Origin of the sequence: Nostoc edaphicum CCNP1411 (assembly GCF_014023275.1) — a bacterium.
Classification (GTDB): Bacteria; Cyanobacteriota; Cyanobacteriia; order Cyanobacteriales; family Nostocaceae; genus Nostoc; species Nostoc edaphicum_A.
Genome location: NZ_CP054698.1, coordinates 866,312 through 890,825, shown reverse-complemented (window position 1 = coordinate 890,825; position 24,514 = coordinate 866,312). Strand labels below are relative to the sequence as shown.

Genomic DNA, 24,514 nt, shown 5'->3' with positions numbered 1-24,514 from the left:
GCTATTAAGGGTGGGATGCAATGAGTGTAGGAATCATAACTAATTATCCGAACTTGATATAACTTTTAATTTACTCAATACTGAGTCTGGTCAAAGGTTGGTTAATAGTAGGTTAAAAGCTATCAATTACAGCTAATGCAGCAACTAAAACAGCTACAAGAACAACAAAAGTTAATTGGAGCGATCGCTCTTGATATTCGCAAATCATTGAAGCTTCAAGATATTCTCGCCACTAGAGTTCAAGAAGTCCGCCAGTTACTCAAGTCTGATCGCGTGTTGGTGTATCAATTTACGCCTGAGATGCAGGGTAGTGTCGTAGCGGAGTCGGTATTACCTCAATGGACACCAATCTTGGGATTGGAGATTGAAGATACCTGTTTTCAGGAAAATCAAGGGAGAGAATATCGTCGGGGAAAAATTTGGGCAGCGGCGAATATTTACGAAGCGGGTTTAAGTGATTGCCATATTAATCTTTTGGAACAGTTTCAGGTAAAAGCAAATTTAGTTGTCCCCATTTTATTAGAAAACAAGGGGACTCCAGCACTTGAACTCTGGGGATTATTAATTGTGCATCAATGTTCTGCCCCCCGACAATGGCAGACATTTGAGGTGGAATGCCTCAAGCAACTGACGGTGCAACTAGCGATCGCTATTCAACAAGCCCAACTCTACCACAACCTCCAAACTCTCAACACCGAGTTAAAAGCCAAAGTACAGGAACGCACTACCAAATTGCAGGAAAGCGATCGCCGTTTTTACGCTATCTTTAATAACACCTTCCAATTTACAGGACTGCTAACGCCAGATGGCATTTTACTGGAGGCTAACCAGACTGCGCTCAGTTTTGGCGGAATTAAGCTTGAAGATGTGATCAATCGTCCTTTTTGGGAAGCACATTGGTGGACAATTTCACCCCAAACTCAAGAAGAATTAAAACAAGCGATCGCCCGTGCATCTCAAGGGGAGTTTGTCCGCTATGAAGTTGATGTTCTTGGCGCAAATAACCGAGTCGCAACAATCGATTTTTCATTACGTCCGCTACAAAACGAGACGGGTAAAGTTATTTTGTTGATTCCAGAAGGGCGAGATATCACAGAACGTAAAGCAACCGAATTAGCCTTGCATGAGCGTGAAGTGATGTTGTACTTGATTGGAGATAATCTGCCCAATGGAGCAGTTTATCGGGTGATCCGCGAATTGGATGGTAGCGATCGCTTTTCCTACTTGAGTGGGGGAATTGAAAGACTAACAGAAGTTAAGACTGAAGATGTACTCAGAGATTCATCTCTGCTTTATCGCCAGTTTATCTCAGAGGACATTCCCCGCCTACAGACAGCCCTTGAAGAATCCCACCTGAATCTATCTGTGTTAGATATTCAGCTGCGAATCCGAACGCCTAGCGGTCAACTCAAATGGTTGCATTTCCGTTCTACGCCACGTCAGATGAAGGATGGGCGTGTAGCTTGGGATGGACTGGTGGTAGATGTCACCGATCTCAAGCGCACTGAAGAAACACTACGCAAAAGTCAAGCTTTGCTAGAAGAATCCCAGCGAGTTGCTTGCCTTGGCAATTGGGAATTTGAACTTGGTAGTGGCAAAATTACCTGGTCGAAGGGGCTTTTCGACCTCTTCAATCGAGAACCCGCACTTCTGGAGCCGAACTATGAAGAAAATCTGCAATTGTATCACTCTGAAGATCGGGAGAAATTGCACCAAGCTGTTGAGCGAGCGATCGCCACTGGTGAGTCCTACAAAGAAATTCTCCGTGTACCCCACTCAGATGGTTCTAATCGCTATTTCGAGGCTATTGGACATACAGAATTCAACGCCGATGGACAGGTGATTCGCCTTTATGGTACTGCCCAAGATGTTACCGAACGGGAAGTTGCACTAAGCGATCGCCAAAAAGCTGAAGCAGCCTTAGCCAAAAATGAAGAACAATTGAGGCTAACCTTGGAATTTAACCACATCGGTCTTTGGGATTGGAATGTTCAAACAAGAGAAGTCCTCTGGAACGACAACCATTTTCGCTTGCTAGGGTTGGAGCCAGAAACATTAACTGCGAAGTACCAGCTATGGCGTAATTCCATTCATCCAGAGGATGTTGACCGAGTTGAGCGGACTTTACTCAACGCCCTAGCACAACATACTAATTATGAAGCTGAATATCGAGTAATTTACCCCGATAGCAGTGTTCACTGGCTCACTGGGAAAGGGCGCGGCGTCTACAACGAAGCAGGCGAAGCTGTAAGGATGCTGGGTGTGATCATTGATATTACTGATCGCAAACAAGCCGAAGCAGCGTTAAGAGAAAGTGAAGCCAGATTCCAGGCATTTATGAACAACAGCCCGGTACTAGCTTGGATAACTGATACAGATGGGCGTGTACTTTACTTAAATCAAACATACCTGCGGACATTTAAATTACTACCCGAACAGGTGATTGGGCAATCCATTTTTGACCTCTACCCAGATGAAATTGCTCGGCAGCATTTCGATCACATTCAGACAGTCACACAGACAAATCGGGTACTTGAGGCGATCGAAGTTGCTCCTCGACCAGACGGCAGCCTTGGTGAATTTTTGGTATACAAGTTCCCGATTCTGGGATTTTCCGCACAAAAGTTAGTCGGTAGGGTGGCGATCGACATCACAGAACGTAAGATCTTAGAACGAGAACTGGCTCACAAGCAAAAATTATTGGATGCCTTCATCAATAGCGCACCCGTTGGTATAACCATTCTTGATCGAGAACTGCGTTTCTCATTTATTAATGAAGCATTAGCAGAAATTAACGGCATTCCCGCAGCCGCGCATATTGGCAAAACACTACGGGATATTGTCCCCGATTTAACACCAAAGCTGGAGCAGGTATTGCAACATGTTTTGACAACGGGTGAACCGATTTTGGATGTGGAGATCACTGGAGAAACCCCAAAACTCCCCGGTGTGATTCGGACTTGGCTAGCTTCCTACTTTCCAATTCAGTCTGAAGTCGATGAACCCATTAGTATAGGCATTGTTGTAGTTGAAACCAGCGATGTCTACGACGAACTTCGCTTACGCAAACGTGCTGAACAGATGTTAGAACTGCAAGCAGTAATCACCCGCAACATGGCGGAGGGAATTTGCCTAGTTCGTGCTACAGATGGCGTGTTTGTCTACACTAATCCTAAATTTGAGCAGATGTTTGGCTATGAACCTGGTGAATTAATTGGTCAGCATGTGTCAATTGTCAACTACGGTGATGAACGTACTACGCCTAAAGAAGTTAATCAAGCGATTAAAACTGCTGTTATTCAACACGGTGAAGCAACCTATGAAGTTCAGAATGTTAAAAAAGATGGCACTCCATTCTGGAGTAGTGCGACCACTTCCGTTTTTGGGCATCCTGAGTATGGAAGCGTTCTTGTCGCTGTCCAACAAGATATCACCGAGCAAAAACAAGCCGAGGAAAAAATCAAAGCTTCTCTCAAAGAAAAAGAGGTATTACTTAAGGAAATTCACCATCGAGTGAAGAACAATTTAGGAATTGTCAGCAGTTTGCTGCAAATGCAGTGCAGACGGACAGAAGATCCTGTGGTGAGAGCAATTTTGCGCGATAGCCAAAACCGCATTGCTTCCATTGCCCTAGTTCATGAAAAACTGTACCGCTCTGAAGACCTCGCTGATATTGATTTTGCTCAATACATTCCAGATTTAACAACTCATTTATTTGATTCCTATAATGTTAATTCCAGCCAGATTAAACTAAAAATTCAAGTTGATAATGCTAGCCTCGACATCGAAACCGCTATTTCTTGTGGCTTGATTATCAATGAACTGGTTTCCAATGCTTTGAAATACGCTTTTCCTGGTAATAGTGGAGGGGAAATTGAGGTTAAGTTTTATCAAGAACCTGAGAGTATTTTGATACTCATTATTCGAGATAATGGTATTGGTTTACCTGAAAATTTTGATAGGAAGAAAGCTAAAACGCTGGGTATAACTCTTGTCCAGGGTTTAGTCAAGCAACTGAGGGGAAAGCTTGAAATTGACTCTCAACAGGGAACACAGTTCAAAATTACTTTTGCAAATAGCCGCGGATAAACATGATTAGCACCCCAGAAAATACACAGAGAAAGGAGATAGTTAGAATCCTTATTGTTGAAGATGAATATATTCTTGCTATCAACTTACAAGAAAGCTTGGAGTCTCTGGGGTATTTTGTTCTAGATATTACCGATTCCGCAGAAGGGGCAATTGCAAGAGCAAGTAAATTACGCCCAAACTTGATTTTAATGGATATCAGGTTACGGGGTGAGATGGACGGCATCCAGGCAGCAGAGCAAATTTGGCATCATCTGCAAATTCCTATTATCTACGTCACAGGTCATTCTGATAAAAACACTGTGGAGCGGGCAACGCTGACATCTCCCTTTGGATATATTATCAAGCCCATTAAAGAGCAAGAACTTTACGTTGCCATTCAAACAGCACTCAATCGCTACAATCGCGAGCAATTTTTGAGTTCTGTGCTTCGAGGAATGGGTGATGGGGTAATTGTAGTAGATACTAAATTACATATTAATTACATCAATCAGGTAGCTGAAGCCCTGACAGGGTGGCGATGGAATGAAGCTAAGGACAAAATATTAACTGAAGTTATCAAACTCATTGATGAACAAACTCAGTTTCCGGTAGAAAATCCCATTATCGCAGCCCTTAAACAAGAAACTTTTATATATCTAGGTAGTGGCGTCCTACTAGTTGCTAAAGATGGGACAACTATACCAATAGCTGATAGTGCTACTCCCCTGAGAAATAATAGCGGTGTAATTACAGGAGCCGTATTAGTTTTTCGGGATGACACGCAACGACGGTTAGCCGAAGAACGCAATCTTGCAGCGGAACGTGCCCAACAACTAGAAATTCAAGTGGCAGAACTCCAACGGCTAAACCAGTTGAAAGAGGATTTTCTGGCAACCACTTCTCATGAAATGCGAACGCCCTTGTCAAACATCAAAATGGCCATCTCCGTACTAGAAAATATTCTTGATCGGCAGGGCGTTTTAAATTTAAAAGCACTTTCTCCGTCTGAATCTGTAGCCCGCTACTTAACTATTCTGCGCGATCAGTGCGAACAAGAACTAGATTTAGTAGATAATTTGCTGCATATGCGAATGATTGATGCAGATGTCTACCCGTTGGAATTAACTTCAATTCAACTTCAAAACTGGCTGCCTCATGTTGCCGAATATTTTCAGGAACGCGCTCAAGCTAGGCAACAGTCGTTTAAAGTTAGTGTTTCTCCAAATTTACCACCTCTAGTTTCAGACTTGGCTAGCCTGACCGAAATTATCTCAGAGTTACTCAACAATGCTTGTAAATATACTCCGCCTGATGGAGAGATTGCAGTCGATGTTCAGGTGATTTACACCACAAAAAGTCTCAGAAATGAGGATGCTGAATCTGGTGTATTACATAATCTTCAAGTTCCCTACTTTCAAATTACAATTAGCAATTCTGGGGTGATAATCCCAAAACAAGAACAATCTCGAATTTTTGAGCCGTTTTACCGAGTCCCTCAAAGCGATGCCTACGGCAACCCGAAACGGGAACGCTGGCAACAAAGCGGCACAGGATTAGGTTTAACATTGGCTAAGAAGTTAGTGAAATATCTTCAAGGCACAATTGAAGTTACCAGTTCTCAGGGCTGGACAACATTTACAGTTAAACTGCCGTTAGTTATTGGTGATTAGTCATTTGTCATTTGTCATTTGTCATTTGTCATTTGTCATTTGTCATTTGTCATTAGTTTTCTTCCCCTGCTCCCCTGCTTCTTAGTTACTCCGCCAAAGAGTTCAAACTACGTCAAAATTTAAATAAACGCGATCGCATCTTACCAACAATGCAGATTAACCAAAGTCTCCATACAGCGATTCTTGTGACTGACTTAGAACGCTCCGAAAACTTTTATGGCAAAGTATTGGGATTATCCAAAATAGATCGTTCCCTAAAATACGCTGGTGCATGGTATCAAGTCGGCGACTACCAACTTCACCTGATAGTTGCACCTAATGTCCCCACAGAAAATCCAAACGAAAAATGGGGGCGCAATCCCCACATTGCTTTCTCCGTTGCTGACTTAGACACCGCCAAACAAGAATTGCTCAATCATAATTATCCCATTCAAGCCAGCGCCTCCGGTCGCGCTGCTCTTTTCACTCAAGACCCTGATGGCAATATCATCGAGTTGAGTCAGCAGTGAGGGGGAGCAAGAGGGAGCAGGGAGCAGGGGGCAGGGAGCAGGGGAAGCAGGGGAAGAAAACTAATGACCAATGACAAATGAAAAATGACAAATGAAAAATGACAAATGACCAATGACAAATGACAAATGACCAATGACAAATGACAAATGACCAATGACAAATGACAAATGACCAATGACAAATGAAAATCATTGCCTACTCTTACACAGATCCGTTACTAGAATCTTCTCCCGATCAAGCTGATTGGGGATGGGAGGTGGATCGGGTTTATGAAGATTTGGGCAAGCAAAAGTCTTCTGGACGATCGCAATTACAACAATTATTTACCGATTGCCAAACTGAACCAGCAGATTATCTCCTGATTCGTCGGTTGGAAGAATTGGGGGATACTGTAGAGGAAATTAGCGATCGCTTGAATGAACTCGAAGTAATGGGAATAGCAGTAATTGCTACTGAACAGCCCTACACTTCCGAAAATTACCCTCTAGGCGCTGACTTGCTGAATTTGCTACACGCAATCCAACGTCAACAACGTAGTCGTCGCATCCGTCAAGGACATGCCCGTAATCGTCTTGAGGTTGCACCGCCACCAGGCAAAGTTCCCTACGGCTACCGCAGAGGTAAAGGAAAATATACCATTGACCGCAGTACTTCACCAGTGGTCAAAGATTTTTTTGAACACTTTTTACTCTATGGTTCCCTGCGGGGTTCAGTTCGTTACTTGGCGAAAAAATACAGCAAAAAAATCTCTGTCACCACAGGAAGACGCTGGCTGACTAACCCAGTCTATCGCGGTAATACAGCTTACCAAAATGGCGAAATTATTTCCAATACCCATATTCCAATAATTTCTAAGGAAGAAGCTGCCCAAGTTGACCGACTTTTACGCCGTAACAGCCGTTTACCATCCCGAACTGCCAGTGCGCCGCGTTCTTTAGCTGGGTTGGTTATCTGTGGTGAGTGTCAGTCGCACATGACAGTTACTCGTGTCACCCAACGCAACCAAGATAAGGAGTATCTTTATTTACGTTCTACTAGCTGTCCCCAACGCCCCAAGTGTAAGGCTATTCCCTACCAAGAGGTTTTAGAACATACAATTGAAACGGTTTGCCGTGATTTACCTCTGGCGGTAGCAGGGGTGAATTTTCCTCAGTTGGATGCAGTGAAGAATAGTTTAGGGCAAGCGATCGCTCGTCAGCAAGAAATACTTGCTCAGTTACCCACTTTAATTGAAACTGGAATTTTAGATGCCGAAACAGCAAAGTTAAGAGCTTACAAACTCCGCACGGAAATTTCTGAACTCGAAGCAAAGTTGGCAACTCTCCCCCCAGTTAACTTGCGTTCTGTTGCTCAAGCTGTTTCGATACCACAATTTTGGTTAGATTTGTCGGAAACAGAGCGACGATTTTACTTTCGAGAATTTATCAGGCAAATTGAGATTGTTTTTCAGAATAAAGAATTAAAACTACAAGTTATTTTTATTTTTTAAAAAAGAATTCAGATATCCGCTAGTCACACAAAATTTAATTATTAATTCTGGTTACTGACTATTGAACTCTGTTTTCTAATTGAATAGAAACACTATTTCTGAGAGGGTTGATCCTTAGTATAGGCAGTAGGTTTTGGCCCAGCATTCCGCACATTGATAACTTTATTAAGGATATCAAACCAAAAAGGCGCACCCATCGCAATAGCTAAACCACTCATTAACCAACCGCCAATTAATCTAAAAACCTGCCCAATTCTGATTAATAAAATGATACCATCATTCAATCCTCTAGTATCTAATTCAAACTGTTGATTGATATTTTGCAATCCAATAGGTAGAGAATTATTTGCTAATAGGTTATCGATTTTTCTTCTGGCTTCTGGGTCATTGATATAATCTGTTCGTTGACTTGCACTTTGAGTAATGGTAGAGCGGATAGCCGAATCCTGTGACAGTCTGTTAACGATGTGAAATGTATCAGTATTGGTTAAAATAGCAACTGATATTCCAATTAAAATAGCAACTCCTTTGGCGTTACGTTTATAAACACCACTGGCTCGATCCATAGAGCGATCAAACCATGTTTCAATCTCATTTTTAAACTGATTCATTTCTTCTGTGAGGTCGCCAATCTTTATCCGACTACGTTGAGCAATCACAGCAAGGCTCTTGATTAAGTTATCAGTTACATCATCAGGTAATGTATTAACAACATTTCTAAATTCTGGGTCTTCAATATCTCTATAAATTTTTTTGATTGTTAGGTGACTTGGACTATTCTCATTATTAATACCTTCTTTAAGTTGTTTATAAGATTCTAGTATTATATGCAAGTCAATTTTAGAATCTTCACTAGGATGTTTCACATGATTAATTAACTGGGGGATTCTTAATGTATCTAACAAGGTAATTGCAAATGTTTCAGAAGGAAGATAGGAAGGCCCGCTTTGTTTTTCTACTAATGCTTGTTTAGTTTCTTTGCCAACCTCTTTAGCTTTTTTTCGTAACTGTTCTACTTTTCTCTTAGCCTGTTGATTCAAAGTATTAATCAAAGGATCGTTATAAAGTTTTTGCACCAAATTTCTTGCCTTAGTAATATCTGCTCCTTCAGTTTCGCTACCACCGGCTATAAGCAATTCAATTGAATGTTTTAAATGTTTCGCTCTCCATTGTAAAAATGTGGCAATCAGTTCCTGAATTTCAGAAGCTAGTAAACTCAAAATTAAGTAAATAAAAACTAAGCCCAGAGTAATATCCACGACTACAGGTAAATTCATTTATAGGCTCCTATAAATTTTAGCTTTTTTTATTATAAAAAATGCTTTTAAAGAATTTTATAACACAGATATTTAAATCAAAAGTTCCCTTAATTAAACTTAAAATATTCAAAGTTTTATTTACTCCTTTTGATGATAAGTCTCAATTTGTTTTATGTTTTTTAAATATCTTTTAAGTGTTCAGCGCTTCATTGAATCCCTGTAGCAATTAGTTCATCCTCTTCTAAAGTTAGCTAAGTTACAATTAAGTGGATAAAAATTAAACTAAGCGTCACATACAAAATAAAACACAAGTCAATTTACGGAATAAAGAATAGGTAATAAATAATTTTTTGCCTGTATTATTTTTATCTTTTTCGGAATATATGCTTTTTAAATAACTCAGATAAATTTTAAAAAAAATAGCGCTAATTATAAAAAGTTGAGTTAATCTTGGAAACTAGCAATTGTTAAGAACATACGTTGCTACTGGGTGGCAACATTGGAGATTCGCTCTGGTCTCTATGTAATCAAACCAGCAAGTAAAATGATTAACATAGAATATGCAAGAAGGAAGCTTTATTTGGAGTCATCTAGAAAAACAGCATCGCACGGTTGGCAAATGGATTGATTGGGTATGGCTAATAGTGTTGCTGTTGGCAGCAGTATTACTGTTTAGCATCAATCTGGGAGGATTGCCACTGCGAGATTGGGATGAAGGTACTGTGGCACAGGTTGCTCGTGAAATTTGGCACGCACCAGCAGGTTCAATGCGTTGGCTTTACCCAACACTAGGAGGCGAACCATATCATAACAAGCCGCCTTTGATGCATTTGCTAATTGCTTGGGCTTATTCTCTGGGAGGTGAAAATGAGTGGACAACGCGTCTACCTGGAGCAATTTTAACCGCGACATCTGTACCTTTTCTGTATTGCATTGCTCGAGAGATATTTCGCCAGCGTTGGGCAGCGATTTATAGCGCTTTGATTTACCTAACAATGCTACCCGTGGTGCGTCATGGGCGGTTAGCAATGTTGGATGGGGTGATGGTAAGTTTTTTGATGGTGATGATGTTGTGCGTGTTGCGATCGCGCCGAGATTTACGTTATTGCCTTGGTGTTGGCATTAGTTTTGGCTTGATTTGCCTAACTCAAGGACTTCTAGGCGCATTACTAGGCGCGATCGCTCTTGTATTTCTGTTTTGGGATACGCCACGACTACTCACCTGTTACTATCTGTGGATCGCAATCTTAATTGGCATTCTGCCTGTAGTTGGTTGGTATGGTGCCCAACTATTCCATTATGGTTACACTTTTGCTCAAGTTGGTCTTGCAAACCCATCAGTAGGCCGAATTGCTTCAGGTGTAGAGGGGAATTCTGAACCACCTTGGTACTATGTGATTGAACTTCTCAAGTACACATGGCCGTGGTTGTTATTCTTACCACAAACTGTCCGCTTAACCTGGGAAAATCGCAATCTTAGCTGGGCAAAACTAGTAATGGCCTGGAGTGGTGTTTACCTGCTGCTAATTTCTTTCATGATTACCAAAGTTCCCTGGTATCTATTCCCGATTTACCCTAGTTTAGCTTTAGCTTTTGGTATCCAATTATCAGAAACAGAAAATTCGCCTTTACTCTCATCCTATCCCCGTGCTTGGGTTGCTGGTTTGGCGATACTTGCTGTGGCTGCTTCTGCTGGTAGCATTTATTTCAGTTGGGGTACAACACCCAAAGCAGACTTACAACTGATTTTTGCAGCAGTAGCTTTAACTATGACCTTAGCAGCTATTTTAGCAGAGCGGGGCGACGGGCAATTTCTGAAGATTTTGTTTTGGGGAAGTTATATTTCGCTGCTGCTGTTAATGAAATCTAACTACTGGGTTTGGGAATTATCTGAAGCTTATCCAGTTAAACCAGTGGCTGCGATGATCGTGCGGGCAAATCCAGCTACGAAGAAGATTTACACATCTTTCCCTTACCATCGTCCCTCGTTGGATTATTATAGCGATCGCATCATCATTCCCGCTTCTGTTGGTGAACTCCAATATTATTGGCACTACAACAGCCAACCCTACTTTCTACTTCATACATCTGCTTTCACCAATCTTCAATTAGATTCGATGAAGCTAATTGATCAAGCTGAAGGTTGGAAGTTAGTTACTAAAGATACTAATCGATTGTAAATGTTGGGTATGGGGCATTGGGTATTGGGTATTCTTCTTTTCTCCCTTGTCCCTCTTGTCTAGATAGGCATTAATAAATCCAATTCGCAATTCGCAATAAACAAAAGTTTGTAGTAAGCACTTTAGTGCTGAAAATCCTTATCTTGAGTACTAAAGTACTCACTACGAACCTGATTTCATATTTTACGTTTAATTTAGATTGACCTACTCACGGGGAACCAAAAGATCACAAATAATCAGCGCTCGCTCTTTAAACAGACATGATATAAAACCGTGTCCTATTTGGGGCAATAAGACACGGTTTCACAGAAGTCTTTAGTTATAATATTACAAAAATCAAAGTAAGATTTGATTTATACCAAATTAATCCATTTACTGAGATTTGTTTCCTGGTTCATTAACTTTCTCTGTTGTGGGAGATATTTGGCGATCGTAGTTTGTCTTTTCTTGGGTCAAGGCGATCGCACTAAAGAAAATGGCACTTCCTACAGCCAAGGCTACCATAGGACGCTTGAGCAAGACAAAATCTCTGATAATCCTCGCTAAAGGTCGGCTTTGCCGACGTAGCGCCGAAGACATCATCAACTGTCTCCAAGTAAAAGGATCGCGGACATAATGACCACTCTGGCAAACTACTAGCCTTTCCTGGCAATAGGGACAGCAAAACAAGCCCATGCGCGTTTTAACTGGTTTGGGCGTAGTATTTCTTTGGCAAATTGGGCAAGTAACATAATGATTATCAAAGGTGTGTATATTCATTTACCTCGTCCGCCTAGTCCATTTACTCGCTCTATAACAATAGCTATATTGAATTGGGATCAATGTATGGTCTGAAATCAGGCATAAAATAAACTATACATACATTGTATTACTACCAAGGATGGCCCAATGGTCGCAACACGAGTATAGCTAGATTTAGGCAAGGATGACTCCTAGTTAATGTTTACGGGTGCGTCCACCAGCCGACAAAAACTCTTTTGTCTCTATAAAGGATAGTGTTGGCGATCGTTCGCACCCACTAATCACAGCTACGCCCAAGCTAGGTATCGCTGATCCTTAAATAATAATTGTCTCCCATTTAACCATTCTCCCCACAAAAATTTTGCACAATGACATTTTTTGCTAAAGCTTTGTAAATCAAGCAAATAAAGTCTACTTGTCTGGTTGCTAAATAATGGCTCACAATGAGAAGTAACAGATAAAAATTTAAATTTTTTCTTACATTTACCCCGCCTCTCAATGACTCTCTTGCCTCCCACTCAACTGAGGAAGGTAACGGAACAACCTGCCTTTCCTACACCTTCCGCTCGTTTAGGTCACCTAATTAATCGTTTTCAACCATCCCCAGAAACCGTAGTGCTATTTTTAGCCATGCTTATTGGCGGTGGTACTGGTATGGGTGTAGTCACCTTTCACTATTTAATCCAGTTGATTCACCAGCTGATGCTGGAAAATTTAATGGGTCAAATTGGCGTCTGGGGTGCTTGGACTCTAGCCTGCGTTCCCACCCTTGGCGGGTTAATCGTTGGCTTGATGCGCTGGCGCACTCAAGACTTTGGCCCTGGACTTTCATCTCTCATCGCCGCTTCTCAAGGAAAAGAGATTAAGCGACCACTAAGACCAGTTACGAAGATGCTGGCCGCATCTGTTTCTTTGGGGAGCGGTGCTTCTTTGGGGCCAGAGGGGCCGAGCGTCGAAATTGGCGCAAATTTTGGGATGTTGTTCTCTGTGATTCTCAATGTATCTCAAGAACGACAGCGGTTGCTGTTGGGTGCTGGGGCGGCGGCTGGACTTGCTGCGGGATTTAATGCTCCCATTGCTGGAGTATTTTTTGCCTTAGAGGTGGTGATGGGAGCTACATCTTTCGCTACTTCTGCGGTCAGTGTGGTGCTGCTAGCGGCGGTGGTAGCAGCATTAATTGCCCAAATTGGTTTGGGGGCACAACCTGCTTTTGATTTACCTGTTTACCAAGTCCGCAGTCCTTGGGAATTACCTCTTTACCTGGGATTGGGTTTAGGGGCCAGCCTAGTTTCTCTGGCTTATACTCAATCAATTCGTTTAGCAAAGGCTTGCTTTGCTGGGAATGTTCCAGGTTTTGCCTTCTTGGGACGAATTCCTCAGCCGATTCATCCAATCATTGGCGGTGTGATAATTGGCGCTGTTGCTTTGCGCTTTCCGCAAATTCTGGGTGTCGGTTATGAAACTGTAGAAGCAATGCTTCAAGATGTTGAGTTTCCACTCTATCTATTAGTTGTGCTGTTGGTAGTAAAGCTACTGATGACTGCAATTAGTGCGGGTAGTGGTTTCATTGGTGGGTTGTTTGCGCCAGCAATGTTTTTAGGTGCTTCTTTTGGTTCAGCTTACGCCAAAGTTTTGGCTGTAGCATTCCCAGCAATTTGCGATCAAATGGCCGCTCCCCCAGCTTACGCAATGGTAGGAATGGCAGCAGTACTGGCTGCTAGTGTCAGAGCGCCGTTAACGGCTATTTTAATGCTGTTTGAATTAACCCGCGACTATCGTATTGTTTTACCGTTGATGGCAGCTGTGGGTTTGAGTGTTTGGCTAGTGGAAAGGATTAAACCAACTTTTAACTCTAACTCTAATCTCCAACAAATTGGTCTTTCGGCATTGAAAGATGAACAAGCAGAAATTGTGCAGCAAATTTTGGTAGAAGATGCTATGTATCCCTGTCCAAAAAAGTTACCTGCAACTCTTGGGGTGTTAGATGCAGCTGTAGAAATGACCCGCGATCGCGTCCGCAGTGCTTTAGTAATTGATGAAGCAGAGCAATTAGTTGGTATACTTTCTCTGGAAGATATTAACCGTGCCCTTGATCTTTGGCAAACATACCCAAATTCCCTAACTGAAATTCCAGATAATTTATCCAGTCAAACTCTCATAGACATTTGTACTACTGAAATCCTTTATGCATGGCAGGATGAACTATTATCTGAAGCTTTAGACCGGATGAGTCTTCGGGGTTTGCATCAATTACCAGTAGTAGCACGAGAAAAACCCGATCGCATTTTGGGTTTATTAGAAAGAGAGCAAATTGCATTAACTTGCAATTTAGCAGTGACGCGCAAGGCACTTCGCCACTATTTACCAGTCTTACCCACCACAGATATAGTCATTAGTCATTAGTCATTGGTCATTGGTTTTCACAAAGGACAAAGGACAAATGACAATTGACTAATGACTATTTATTAAGCCGTGGCTTCTATGGCTTCATCTTCTTCCCGATCTTCTGGATCTACCTGTCTCAGACGAATGTGCTTTTTGCCTAAAGTGATCAGAAACTCATCTCCTGGTTTCAGATTCATCTGTTTTGTATAAGCTGAACCTATAAGTAAGTTACCATTCGATTGCACACTAATTCTATAGCTAGCACTACGTCCACCACGCCCATTAGCACTGGGTGTACTGTCCAACTGAATGCCTTCGGCATCAATTAGGGCATTTAAGAACTTCATCATATTGACGCGCTCTATGCCGTTTTTGGTAACGGTATAGTAGCCGCATTTTTTGGCTTTGTCTTCCTTGCTCTCGTTCTCTAGCTCTTTGACTTTTCTGAGCAGTTCTTCACCGAGTAGGGGTTCAATTTTTTTCTGTTTAGGCATCAACTTAGGTCGAAAATGAATGTTTGAAGTGTTTGAATCGATTTTATTTTAGCTGACGTTGAGCTAATAGGAACATAATCCTTTAGTTTTATCTCAACCTAGCCAAGTATATTACACTCATAGGCACAATTGTTATGCCATTACCAATATTGCCAAGACAATCTATTTTAGAGAATGCTGGCAATGCTGATAACTATATATATAGTTTGTGAATTACTGCTAAACTATACAAGTTTGAAGTTTTCTAAACTAACGCTCAAAAAGTTGTCTAGTTGTTGAGGATGATAACTGAGTCACAGAATGATAAGCAAAACTGATCCTTAGTTATTGGTCATTGGTCATTGGTTATTTACAAATGACAAATGATAAAGGACAAACAACAAAGCTTGCAAAAATGAAACTAACTACCAGAGGACACTATAGTGTGAAGGCGTTGCTAGATTTGAGTTTACAACCAAAATATGGCCCTGTATCTGTGAGAGCGATCGCAAAACGCCAAGATATTCCAGCTCCTTACCTTGAAAAATTACTAATAGAAATGCGTCGTGCTGGGTTAGTGAAATCAATTCGTGGTAGCATCGGCGGATATCAATTGGCAAGAGAGCCTGTACAAATATCTATAGGGCAAATTTTAGAAGCAGTTGGCGAGACTAGCCATTTACCCCATCACACCCCAGCACCTGCACAAGCAGAAGATTGGGTAACATTTAGCCTCTGGCAGAGACTCAACCAAAAGCTTAAAGAAGCTTTGTACAGTATTACTCTGGCAGACCTTTATTATGATGCTCGTAGCTGGCAAGCTTCCCTTGGAGAAGAAGCTAGTTTTGTGGTTTAGTCAAGAGTTAATAGTCAATAGTCAATAGTCAAAATATTGACCCTTGAATGCCAGTTTACTTGACGGAGGTAACTCCCGTATATAACTGGCTCCTCTTGACCACGAATTTTAAATTTTAGATTTTTTCGTTCATACCCCGCCCCGGACTTGTTACCACGCAATACTTCTCGGTTAATCACTTTTAACTCGGAATCGGGTTTGGGGAAAAGGTTAAAGGTTTTTTCTTTTCCCTTTCCCATTCCCCTTTTACCCTTAACCGAGAAGTATTGTCGTACCATGACGCTAATGTGGTCGGGGTCAATCCAAAATCCAAAATCTAAAATCCAAAATTGGTTGACCCTTGACTCGTGACTTATGACCAATAATATCTATATCTTAATAATTGCTGCACTTTTAGATTATTTAATTGGCGATCCTTGGGATTGGCCTCATCCAGTGCAAGTTATGGGGTGGGTAATTTCTCGCCTGAGCAAATTTTTTCTCCAATTGTGTCACAATTCTCTAACACAACGCCTAGCTGGAATTGTACTAGGTATTATCCTAATACTTGGTAGCGGCCTTGTTGGCTTTTTGATTATTCAAAGTGCCAAATGGGTTCATCCATTGTTGGGAATTGCAATAAATAGCATTCTTTTGGCTAGTTGTTTTGCTGGTAGAAGTTTGCGAGCAGCAGCGGAGGCTGTTTTACAACCTTTAACAGCAGGAGATTTGGAGAAGGCTCGCAAGATTTTAAGTAATTATGTTGGTCGAGATACCCAAAACCTCTCACAAGCAGAAATTTCACGAGCCGTTTTAGAAACCGTTGCAGAAAATACCACTGATGGGGTAATGGCTCCGCTTTTTTATGCAATTATTGGTGTCTTTATACCAGTTATAGGGCCAACGCCCTTGGTTTTAGCATATAAAGCTAGCAGTACCCTTGATTCAATGGTGGGTTACCGAGAAGCACCCTATACTTATTTAGGATGGTTCTGTGCGCGATTAGAAGATTATTTGACTTGGCTACCTTGTCGGTTAACAGTCATGACTCTGGCGCTGTTATCGGGTAAACCGATGCATGTTTGGCGAATTTGTCGTCGGGATGCAATTAATGATCCTAGTCCCAATTCTGGCTGGAGTGAGTGCGCCTATGCTGCTTTTTTGGGAGTGCAGATGGGCGGTACAAATTGGTATCGTGGGGTAGCTAAGTACAAACCACTGCTAGGAGATGCTATTTATCCCATAACTGCAACTTCTATTCAGAATGCTTTGCAGCTGACTCGATATTGTTTTTTGCTATGGTTAGGGATAGCGATCGCTATATTCTTAATACTCCCAAATAAGTAATGATAAATATAAAGTTAGGAGTTAAGAATAAAAACTTCTAACCCTTGACTCATCACTCCTAACTTATCACTTGCTATGTCTGCCAAAGTAGTTGAAATTCTCTCATCCGAAGAAATCCGTCGTACCTTGACTCGTCTGGCCTCTCAAATTGTGGAAAGGACGCGTGATTTGTCTCAACTGGTACTTCTTGGTATTTATACCAGGGGTGCGTTATTAGCCGAATTGTTGGCGCGTCAAATTGAGACACTGGAAGGTGTAGCCGTTTCAGTCGGTGCTTTAGACATTACATTTTATCGAGATGACCTCGACAAAATTGGATTGCGGACTCCAACGAAAAGCGAAATTCCTTTTGACCTTACGGGAAAAACGGTTGTACTAGTGGATGATGTGATTTTCAAAGGACGGACAATTCGCGCTGCTTTGAACGCAGTCAACGATTACGGTAGACCAGAAGTGATTCGTTTAGCTGTATTGGTAGACAGGGGCCATCGAGAATTACCAATTCACCCAGATTTTATTGGCAAAAAGTTGCCTACCGCTAAAGAAGAAATTGTCAAAGTTTACTTACAAAATTGTGATGGACGAGATGCAGTTGAATTGATTAGTCATTAGTCATTAGTCATTGGGTATTGGGCATTAGGTATTGGGTATTACAAAACTCTTCTCTAGTCCCCATTCCCCATTCCCCATTCCCCATTCCCCATTCCCCATTCCCCCATTCCCCCATTCCCCATTCCCCATTCCCCATTCCCCATTCCCCATTCCCCAGTTTCCCAGACCTCATCGCAAAATTGGACTGCCATGATGATGAATTAAATACCACTTACCACCAAGAAACTGAAATATATTTGTAGCTGTTGATTGTGCTTCGAGTCTTCTACCACCTACTACTTGGAACACATTTTCTCTCAGCACGACATAAGCGATATTATCAGTTATCTCTGTAGCAATTATATCTGTGTTTATTTCGATATAAGCGGTGTTTTTAAATATCTGCTCCCAAGAGGTGCGAATCTCCTTCCAACCTCGCAGTATATTACTTCCAGGATGAATACAAAAACTACCAGTTCCTTGTGACCATACTGCACTCATTATCTCAATATCTTTTCTTTCAAAAGCTCGATAAAAAGCTGCATTAGCCGCTAAGACTTCATCCTTCATCATGGGGGATTAAATAGTGAAGAGTCAGGAGTTAGGAGTTACTAAATTATAACTCTCAAGTTTGACAAATAAATTAGTAATGCCCAATGCCCAATCTTTAACTCTTCTTGACTGTGCTAATAGTTTGCAATAATTGGCTAGCTGTATAGGGTTTGCATAAAAATGCTTTGATACCCATGTCATAAGCTGTATTCACTTTATCAGATGAACTCAGTCCACTGACAGCAATAATTTTGACATCTGGATTAATTTTTCGCAGGGTGCGGATAGTAGTTATTCCATCCATAGATGGCATGACCATATCAGTCAATACAAGAGATATTTCATCTTGATGTTCTGCATATAAGGCTATCGCTTCAATGCCATCACTAGCTGTAATTGCTTTGTAGTTATGGCTTTCTAAAGATGTTTTTGTCACATCCCGAATGGCAGCTTCGTCATCTACAACTAAAATTAATTCTCCTTGGCCTGAAGGTAATCCCTGTTCTTGTTCTTCTATAGTTTCTCTCGCATCTTGTGCTGGCAAATACACCTTAAATTGACTGCCTTTTCCTTGTTCGCTGTATACATCAATAAACCCGCCGTGGCTTTTAATAATGCCAAGTACTGTAGAAAGACCAAGACCAGTACCTTTACCGAGTTCTTTGGTAGTAAAAAATGGCTCAAATATCCGATCTAATATTTCTCTTTGAATCCCAATTCCCCCATCACTAATAGTAATTACAATGTGATGACCAACTTTTGCATCTATATGCATCTTGGCGTAATTTTCATCAATTAAGAGATTTTCCGCCAATATTTTCAAATTACCACCATTGGGCATAGCATCACGAGCATTGACACACAAATTCATTAGTACTTGGTGCAGTTGGGTGGCATCGCCGGATACAGTCCAAAGATTTTGCGGAATATGAGTGGAAACCTCAATGGATTTGGGAAAAGTTTCTTTGATAATTTGCTGAATTTCTATTATTAAATGCTTTAATTGTAAGATTGTGCGATCGCCTTCCAGCCCACGTGTAAAAGATAATACTTGTTTGACTAAATTTGCCCCACGTTTAGCGTTTGTGATCAATATTGGCAGCAGTCGCCGAGAACGCTCATCATGAAGTTGTGCCTCCAATAGTTGGGCTGTCATCAAAATGGGGGCAAGAACATTATTCAGGTCGTGGGCGATACCACTGGCTAAAGTACCAATGCTTTCCAATCGCTGGGCGCGAAGGAATTGCGCTTCGAGTTGTTTTTTTTGTGTGATGTCTGTGTTGACAACGAGGAAAGATTGTGATTTATTGCCGAATTCATGCACTAATGTCCAACGGCTTTCAACAATAATTTCTTTACCTAATTTTGTTTTTTGCTGTAACTCACCCTCCCAAGAGCCATTTTTCATCAGAATACTGAGTGCTTCTTGAACTTGAGACGGTTTTTTTTCATGCCAGAGAACTCGTGTCTTGTTATTGATAGCTTCTTCTTTTTTCCAACCGTACAGACTCTCAGCAGCTTTGTTCCAAAATAAAATTTTATCGTCTAAATCACACACAAAAATTGCATCGGTGGCAACATCTAGTAAAGCAGCTTGTTCGCGGATTTTCTGCTCTGTTTGTTTGCGCTCAATGGCGTAGCGGATAGAACGCTCTAACAACGGTGCTGTCAACTGGCTTTTTTCAAGATAATCTGCGGCTCCGGCTTTCATCGCTTCGATATCTATTTCCCAGTCGCCTTGACCAGTCAGCAAAATTATTGGAGAACAACAGCCGTTGGCAATTGCTTCGCGCAAAAGTTCAAGTCCATTGTGGGGGCCCAAACGGTAGTCTACAAGATAAATGTCATGTTGGTAGCGAGCGATCGCATTTCTTGCTGCTTCATAATTATTAACCCATTCCAGCTCGCAGTTTGCTACCTGAAATTCATTGAACCAATAACGAGTCAAAATATAGTCGTCTTCGTCATCATCAATGAACAGAACTTTGATAGGGCTGTTGTCCATGTTTGTCTCCCACTGCTTCTAGTGGCAGTTTCACAATTTCAAACCAGTATTTGACTAGAGTCTTCATGACCTCAACTAATGAGGCAAAAGCCACTGGCTTAATAATGAAAGAATTAGCACCCAAATCGTAAGTATTATATATATCTTCTTCTCTTTGTGATGTTGACAGGATTACAACTGGAATTCGCCGCAGTTGTGGGTCAGTTTTTATCTCTTTGAGTGCCTCAATACCGTCAATTCTCGGCATATTCAAATCTAATAAAATCAAAACCGGATACGGATAACTTTTATGGTCAGCATATTGACCACGGTGGTACAGATAATCCATCAACTCTTCACCATTACTCACGATGTACAGTTCAATTGGCAATTGACTTTCTGCCAAGGCCTCACGAACTAAGATGCCGTCATCTTTATCATCATCAGCCATTAAAATTGTGAGGTTTGTTTCTCGACCGTTCACTATGCATTAGTTTGATTAGTATGAATCAAGTTATTAACTTGGCACAGATGGCAACTCTTACGTTGACAAAAGCAATCAAATATGCAATTTATATGTTTAGATATAAAAGGTTTATTCTGTTGCTATTTTTTTGCTATTAGCAAGCGATATCTAATCACAAACTGCCGTCGTAGTCACCAATAGCCTGAAATTATCGAATTGTATTAATAATTAACATGATGGTTGATTTGTACAATGCATGAGTCCTACAAATTACAGGGTGCAATTGTACAATTAAGCTAATTTTGGGATCTAGTATTAATCCCTCTCCAGGAATAAAAATCAAGAATGAGAATTAATTGACAATGTGACTATAAACTTTGCTCCTTGCCCAGGTATGCTTTGAGCTGTGATATTTCCATGATGACGCTCGGCAATTTTCCGGCATATCGCTAGACCTATGCCAGTACCTTCGTATTCAATGCTACTATGCAAACGTTGAAAAACATTGAAAATCCGATCAAGATATTTTTCTTCAAAACCAATACCATTATCTTCTACGATGATTTGACAGAGTTCAGAATTAGCGGATATGTTATCTGCTTGATCGTTTAAAATATTACCATAAATTTTGATTAGAGGTGGTGTCTGGAGGCGGTGGAATTTGAGGGCGTTACCAAGCAGATTTTGCAACAATTGGCGCATCTGTAAAGGATCGGCTTGAATGGTGGGTAACTCTGCTATTTCTACACTTGCGCCAGTTTGCTGGATATACACTTCTAAATCACACAATACCTCTTGGGCAATCTTTGCCAGATTTACTGATACAAAAGGCTGCGCCCTGGTAGTAACTCGTGAAAGTGTTAATAAGTCTTCAATCAATGTCTGCATTCTGTTGGCAGCATTCTGCATCCGTTCTAAGTAATCACGTCCTTGTTCGGTTAATGTGTCGCCACAGGTGGTTTTAAGCCGATCGCCAAAGGTTGTAATCTTACGTAGTGGCTCTTGCAAATCGTGGGAGGCAACAAATGCAAATTGTTGCAGTTCTTTATTGGAACGAGCGAGTTCTTGCCGCTGCCGAGTTTCTTGTTCTAGGATTAGGCTCTGAGTTGAGGCAATGCCTATTTGATCTGCCAGCTGTTGTAAAAGTTCAATTTCCCAGCCAGTCCACTGGCGGGGATGGGCGCACTGATGGGCAATTAACAGCCCCCACAGTTGATTTTTGAGGAAAATTGGGACTACAAGGTTGGCTTGAACGGCAAATTGTTTTAGAAATTCGGCGTGGCAAGGTAGGATATTAGCTTCCTTGATGTCGTTCATAGAACTAATTAGCCCTTGACGGTACTGCTCAATGTAATCGTCGCGAAAGCAAGGGTCGATAATTTGTTGCCCCAGAATAACAGGTAAGCCTGGAACTACTGACTCTTGCACCGCCATAAAAGAACCGTCTGGCTGTAGGCGCAGGATTAAAACACGGTCGGCAAGCAGTAACTTTTGCACCTCTATGACGCTGGTTTGAAGAATTTCATCGATTTGTAAAGACTGCCGAATTTTTAGGGTGATATTAGCGAACAATTGCGATCGCATATTTTGGCGTTCTAATTCTGCTTGTGCTCGATTGCGATCGCGTTGTGCAGCTTGCCGTTCGCTAATATCCATCATCGCACCAATCATTCGCACTGGTTTGCCGGTCTTATCGTGAATCACATAGCCGCGATCAAAAACATAGGCATAAGAACCATTGCCGCGACGAAAGCGGTATTCATTTAACCATAATGTTCTACCGCTATCTATCAGTGCCATCGTTTCTGAGGCGATTCTCTGCCTGTCGTCTGGATGTATGTGTTCATACCACCAATAAACATTCAATGTTATTTGCTCTATCGAGTAACCAAAAAGTGTTTGTAAAGCTTGATTCCACCACACCTCATCAGTCAGCAAATCCCAGTCCCATAAAAGATCATTGCTAGCACGAGCAACTATTTGGAAACGTTCTTCGCTCTGACGCAATTGTTCTTCTGCTTGTTTGCGTTCAGTGATATCTGTATGGCAACTTGTCATTCGCACTACATTACCATCTTCATCCCATACTGCCTGACCGCGATCCAAAATCCATTTGTAGGTGTCATCTTTACACCGGACTCGATGTTCGCTGATAAAAAATGGGGTAATTTTGGCAAAGTGATCAGCGATCGCTTGTCTGACAAATCCAATATCATCGGGATGCACTCGTGTTGCCCATTCATCGAAATGATTGGAAATCTCATGTTCTTGGTAACCAAGCATTTCTTTCCAGCGAGTTGAGAAAAATACTTGATTATTTTTAACGTTCCAGTCCCAAATGCCATCATTATTGCCCTGCACAGCTAACTGACAGCGTTCTTCGCTTTCTCTAAGTGCGTCTTCCACCCGTTGGCGCTCAATGGCTGTCGCCAGAATGTTGGCAACCGCTTGGAGACAAGAAACATCATCTTTGGTAAAAGTGTGGTGTCTGGTTGTGTGTGCCCCGAAGACACCAAAAGGACGCTCTTTGCCATGAATCACTACGCTAATGCCGCTCACTACTTGATGGTCATGTAGCAGTGGTGGCCCATTAAATCGTGTTTCGGCGCTCAGGTCATCAACAATTACTGGTTCGTGGGAAAGTAGGGTATAGCCAGCTTGAGAATTGCTCCCGGCGCTAACGGTAGCCTTTCCCACCAGTCCAGGTTGCCAACCAACTCCAGCCCGTAGCAGTAATCTACCATCGTCTGGCAGCATCTCCAAAATTTTGCAAGACTGAACTTTGAGACATTGGGCGACCATTGTCACACATGAGTTCATTAGTGTAGTCAAGTCTGTACTAGCTAGGGCGATTTGACTTATTTCTGCCACCATTGCTTGCTGTTTAGCATGAACTTCTAGCGCATCCTCAGCTTGCTTGCGCTTGGTGATCTCCATGTATACCCCAGACATTTGCACAGCCACCCCAGACGCATCCCCAAAGACAACTCCTTTGCTTGCTAAAAAACGAATTCTCCCATCGGCTAAAACAACTCGAAATTCGATGTTATATTTGACTTGATTCTGAATAGCTTGTTGATGCGATCGCCTCACAAAATCGCGATCGCGCGGATGAATGCAACTGATGAAAGCTTCATAGGTGTAGTTGAAAGTCCCTTTCTCTAAGCCAAAAAGGGCTTCGAGATTATCTGACCAAGTAATTTTGTTCGTCAGCAGATCCCAGTTCCAGATGCCCATACGAGCCGCATCTAATGCCATCCTGAATTGTGCTTCCCGCAATTGCGCCTGTGCAGTTTGCTGTCGTAATTCCTCCACAGCCCGACTAGCTTCTTGAAGACGGCGCAATCTTTGACGTAATATTGGCCATTGAATCGGCTTGGTAATAAAATCAGTTGCACCTACAGCAAAAGCTTTCTCTACAGATACCTGATCAGAAAAAGCGCTAATCATTAACACTGGTGTGTCTTTACCATCAGGGAGTGCTTGCAGTTGAGCGCAGCAACTAAACCCATCCATCACCGGCATGAGGGCATCCAACAGTACTATATCTGGGTGGAGGCGAGTATAGGTAGCGATCGCCTCTAAACCGTTACTCGCTTCTACCACGTGATACCCGGCTTCTGTTAATAGCTCATTCAGATGCATCCGCATGAAATCGTCGTCGTCTACAACCAGAATCAGGTTATTCATTTGAGTCTATGCTGGGAGCGATCGCCCTTCTTTAATTTGGTCAAACTTTAGTGCTTTTAACTCAGCACTCCTTATTTTCCTAATTATCTTAACTCCTCAGTCCCCCATGCTTCATGCCCAATCTATTTGAGTGCTGAGTTCTGAATTCTGAATTCTGAGTGCTGAATTCTGAGTTTGGTAAATTACGGTTTTTGGCTAACCCACAATAAATGTCATGAAAATATGACATTTATATCATTGCTCAACATCATAACTGGCGATAAATGTCATG

The 24,514-nt window shown here is 41.7% G+C and carries 16 protein-coding genes; 9 read left to right on the top strand and 7 right to left on the bottom strand.

Annotated elements, in window-relative coordinates; genetic code table 11:
- Positions 1–135 precede the first annotated feature (135 nt).
- The 4 genes from HUN01_RS06425 to HUN01_RS06410 all read left to right on the top strand — a co-directional run bounded on the left by HUN01_RS06425 (position 136) and on the right by HUN01_RS06410 (position 7,740).
- A complete protein-coding gene (locus HUN01_RS06425; protein WP_181930571.1) occupies positions 136–4,089 on the top strand; it encodes a PAS domain S-box protein in 3,954 nt (1,317 codons plus the stop codon).
- A gap of 2 nt (positions 4,090–4,091) precedes the next feature.
- On the top strand, positions 4,092–5,741 hold the full coding sequence (locus tag HUN01_RS06420; RefSeq protein WP_181930570.1) for a hybrid sensor histidine kinase/response regulator: 1,650 nt from the start codon (positions 4,092–4,094) through the stop codon (positions 5,739–5,741).
- Positions 5,742–5,890: 149 nt separating this feature from the next.
- On the top strand, positions 5,891–6,250 hold the full coding sequence (locus HUN01_RS06415; RefSeq protein WP_181930569.1) for a VOC family protein: 360 nt from the start codon (positions 5,891–5,893) through the stop codon (positions 6,248–6,250).
- A 182-nt stretch (positions 6,251–6,432) separates the two neighbouring features.
- Positions 6,433–7,740: a recombinase family protein gene (locus HUN01_RS06410; protein WP_181930568.1), complete on the top strand. Its 1,308-nt coding sequence runs from the start codon at positions 6,433–6,435 to the stop codon at positions 7,738–7,740.
- Between the two features lie 92 nt (positions 7,741–7,832).
- Here HUN01_RS06410 and HUN01_RS06405 read toward each other — a convergent pair whose 3' ends face one another.
- Positions 7,833–9,017: a hypothetical protein gene (locus HUN01_RS06405; protein ID WP_181930567.1), complete on the bottom strand. Its 1,185-nt coding sequence runs from the start codon at positions 9,015–9,017 to the stop codon at positions 7,833–7,835.
- A gap of 542 nt (positions 9,018–9,559) precedes the next feature.
- Between HUN01_RS06405 and HUN01_RS06400 the strand changes: the two genes are divergently transcribed.
- On the top strand, positions 9,560–11,179 hold the full coding sequence (locus tag HUN01_RS06400) for an ArnT family glycosyltransferase (RefSeq protein WP_181930566.1): 1,620 nt from the start codon (positions 9,560–9,562) through the stop codon (positions 11,177–11,179).
- A gap of 372 nt (positions 11,180–11,551) precedes the next feature.
- Here HUN01_RS06400 and HUN01_RS06395 read toward each other — a convergent pair whose 3' ends face one another.
- Positions 11,552–11,938, bottom strand: coding sequence for a hypothetical protein (locus tag HUN01_RS06395; RefSeq protein WP_181930565.1), 387 nt, complete (start codon positions 11,936–11,938; stop codon positions 11,552–11,554).
- 480 nt (positions 11,939–12,418) lie between these two features.
- On the opposite strand from HUN01_RS06395, the gene HUN01_RS06390 reads away from it, so the two are divergent.
- Positions 12,419–14,323, top strand: a complete 1,905-nt coding sequence (locus HUN01_RS06390) for a chloride channel protein (protein ID WP_181930564.1) — start codon at positions 12,419–12,421, stop codon at positions 14,321–14,323.
- A 62-nt stretch (positions 14,324–14,385) separates the two neighbouring features.
- Here the strand turns inward: HUN01_RS06390 and HUN01_RS06385 are convergent, their stop codons facing one another.
- Positions 14,386–14,799 (bottom strand): AbrB family transcriptional regulator, encoded by a 414-nt coding sequence (locus HUN01_RS06385; protein ID WP_069071631.1) that lies wholly within the window; start codon positions 14,797–14,799, stop codon positions 14,386–14,388.
- A 394-nt stretch (positions 14,800–15,193) separates the two neighbouring features.
- On the opposite strand from HUN01_RS06385, the gene HUN01_RS06380 reads away from it, so the two are divergent.
- From HUN01_RS06380 to pyrR, 3 genes are all read left to right on the top strand, one after another.
- On the top strand, positions 15,194–15,634 hold the full coding sequence (locus tag HUN01_RS06380) for an Rrf2 family transcriptional regulator (RefSeq protein WP_181932588.1): 441 nt from the start codon (positions 15,194–15,196) through the stop codon (positions 15,632–15,634).
- 354 nt (positions 15,635–15,988) lie between these two features.
- Entirely contained in the window at positions 15,989–16,960 is a 972-nt protein-coding gene (gene cbiB, locus HUN01_RS06375; RefSeq protein WP_181930563.1) for an adenosylcobinamide-phosphate synthase CbiB, read from the top strand.
- 75 nt (positions 16,961–17,035) lie between these two features.
- Positions 17,036–17,572: a bifunctional pyr operon transcriptional regulator/uracil phosphoribosyltransferase PyrR gene (gene pyrR / locus HUN01_RS06370; RefSeq protein ID WP_069071632.1), complete on the top strand. Its 537-nt coding sequence runs from the start codon at positions 17,036–17,038 to the stop codon at positions 17,570–17,572.
- Positions 17,573–17,740: 168 nt separating this feature from the next.
- On the opposite strand, the gene HUN01_RS06365 is transcribed toward pyrR, so the two are convergent.
- From HUN01_RS06365 to HUN01_RS06350, 4 genes are all read right to left on the bottom strand, one after another.
- Positions 17,741–18,124 carry a nuclear transport factor 2 family protein gene (locus tag HUN01_RS06365; RefSeq protein ID WP_181930562.1) on the bottom strand — a complete coding sequence of 128 codons (384 nt, stop codon included), beginning with the start codon at positions 18,122–18,124 and terminating at the stop codon, positions 17,741–17,743.
- A 94-nt stretch (positions 18,125–18,218) separates the two neighbouring features.
- The gene (locus HUN01_RS06360; protein WP_181930561.1) at positions 18,219–20,108 is read right to left on the bottom strand and encodes a hybrid sensor histidine kinase/response regulator; all 1,890 of its coding nucleotides are present in this window, start codon (positions 20,106–20,108) and stop codon (positions 18,219–18,221) included.
- On the bottom strand, positions 20,074–20,571 hold the full coding sequence (locus tag HUN01_RS06355) for a response regulator (RefSeq protein ID WP_181930560.1): 498 nt from the start codon (positions 20,569–20,571) through the stop codon (positions 20,074–20,076). Before HUN01_RS06355 ends, HUN01_RS06360 begins: the two co-directional genes overlap by 35 nt.
- Positions 20,572–20,892: 321 nt before the next feature.
- Positions 20,893–24,243 (bottom strand): PAS domain-containing protein, encoded by a 3,351-nt coding sequence (locus HUN01_RS06350; RefSeq protein ID WP_181930559.1) that lies wholly within the window; start codon positions 24,241–24,243, stop codon positions 20,893–20,895.
- Between the last annotated feature and the right edge of the window lie 271 nt (positions 24,244–24,514).

Coding starts and splice junctions, on each gene's coding strand:
- HUN01_RS06380 (WP_181932588.1), top strand. CDS start 15,194: ATGAAACTAACTACCAGAGGACACTATAGTGTGAAGGCGTTGCTAGAT.
- cbiB (WP_181930563.1), top strand. CDS start 15,989: ATGACCAATAATATCTATATCTTAATAATTGCTGCACTTTTAGATTAT.
- HUN01_RS06350 (WP_181930559.1), bottom strand. CDS start 24,243: ATGAATAACCTGATTCTGGTTGTAGACGACGACGATTTCATGCGGATG.
- HUN01_RS06395 (WP_181930565.1), bottom strand. CDS start 11,938: ATGAATATACACACCTTTGATAATCATTATGTTACTTGCCCAATTTGC.
- HUN01_RS06420 (WP_181930570.1), top strand. CDS start 4,092: ATGATTAGCACCCCAGAAAATACACAGAGAAAGGAGATAGTTAGAATC.
- HUN01_RS06415 (WP_181930569.1), top strand. CDS start 5,891: ATGCAGATTAACCAAAGTCTCCATACAGCGATTCTTGTGACTGACTTA.
- HUN01_RS06385 (WP_069071631.1), bottom strand. CDS start 14,799: ATGCCTAAACAGAAAAAAATTGAACCCCTACTCGGTGAAGAACTGCTC.
- HUN01_RS06405 (WP_181930567.1), bottom strand. CDS start 9,017: ATGAATTTACCTGTAGTCGTGGATATTACTCTGGGCTTAGTTTTTATT.
- HUN01_RS06365 (WP_181930562.1), bottom strand. CDS start 18,124: ATGATGAAGGATGAAGTCTTAGCGGCTAATGCAGCTTTTTATCGAGCT.
- HUN01_RS06425 (WP_181930571.1), top strand. CDS start 136: ATGCAGCAACTAAAACAGCTACAAGAACAACAAAAGTTAATTGGAGCG.
- HUN01_RS06360 (WP_181930561.1), bottom strand. CDS start 20,108: ATGGACAACAGCCCTATCAAAGTTCTGTTCATTGATGATGACGAAGAC.
- HUN01_RS06410 (WP_181930568.1), top strand. CDS start 6,433: ATGAAAATCATTGCCTACTCTTACACAGATCCGTTACTAGAATCTTCT.
- HUN01_RS06390 (WP_181930564.1), top strand. CDS start 12,419: ATGACTCTCTTGCCTCCCACTCAACTGAGGAAGGTAACGGAACAACCT.
- pyrR (WP_069071632.1), top strand. CDS start 17,036: ATGTCTGCCAAAGTAGTTGAAATTCTCTCATCCGAAGAAATCCGTCGT.
- HUN01_RS06400 (WP_181930566.1), top strand. CDS start 9,560: ATGCAAGAAGGAAGCTTTATTTGGAGTCATCTAGAAAAACAGCATCGC.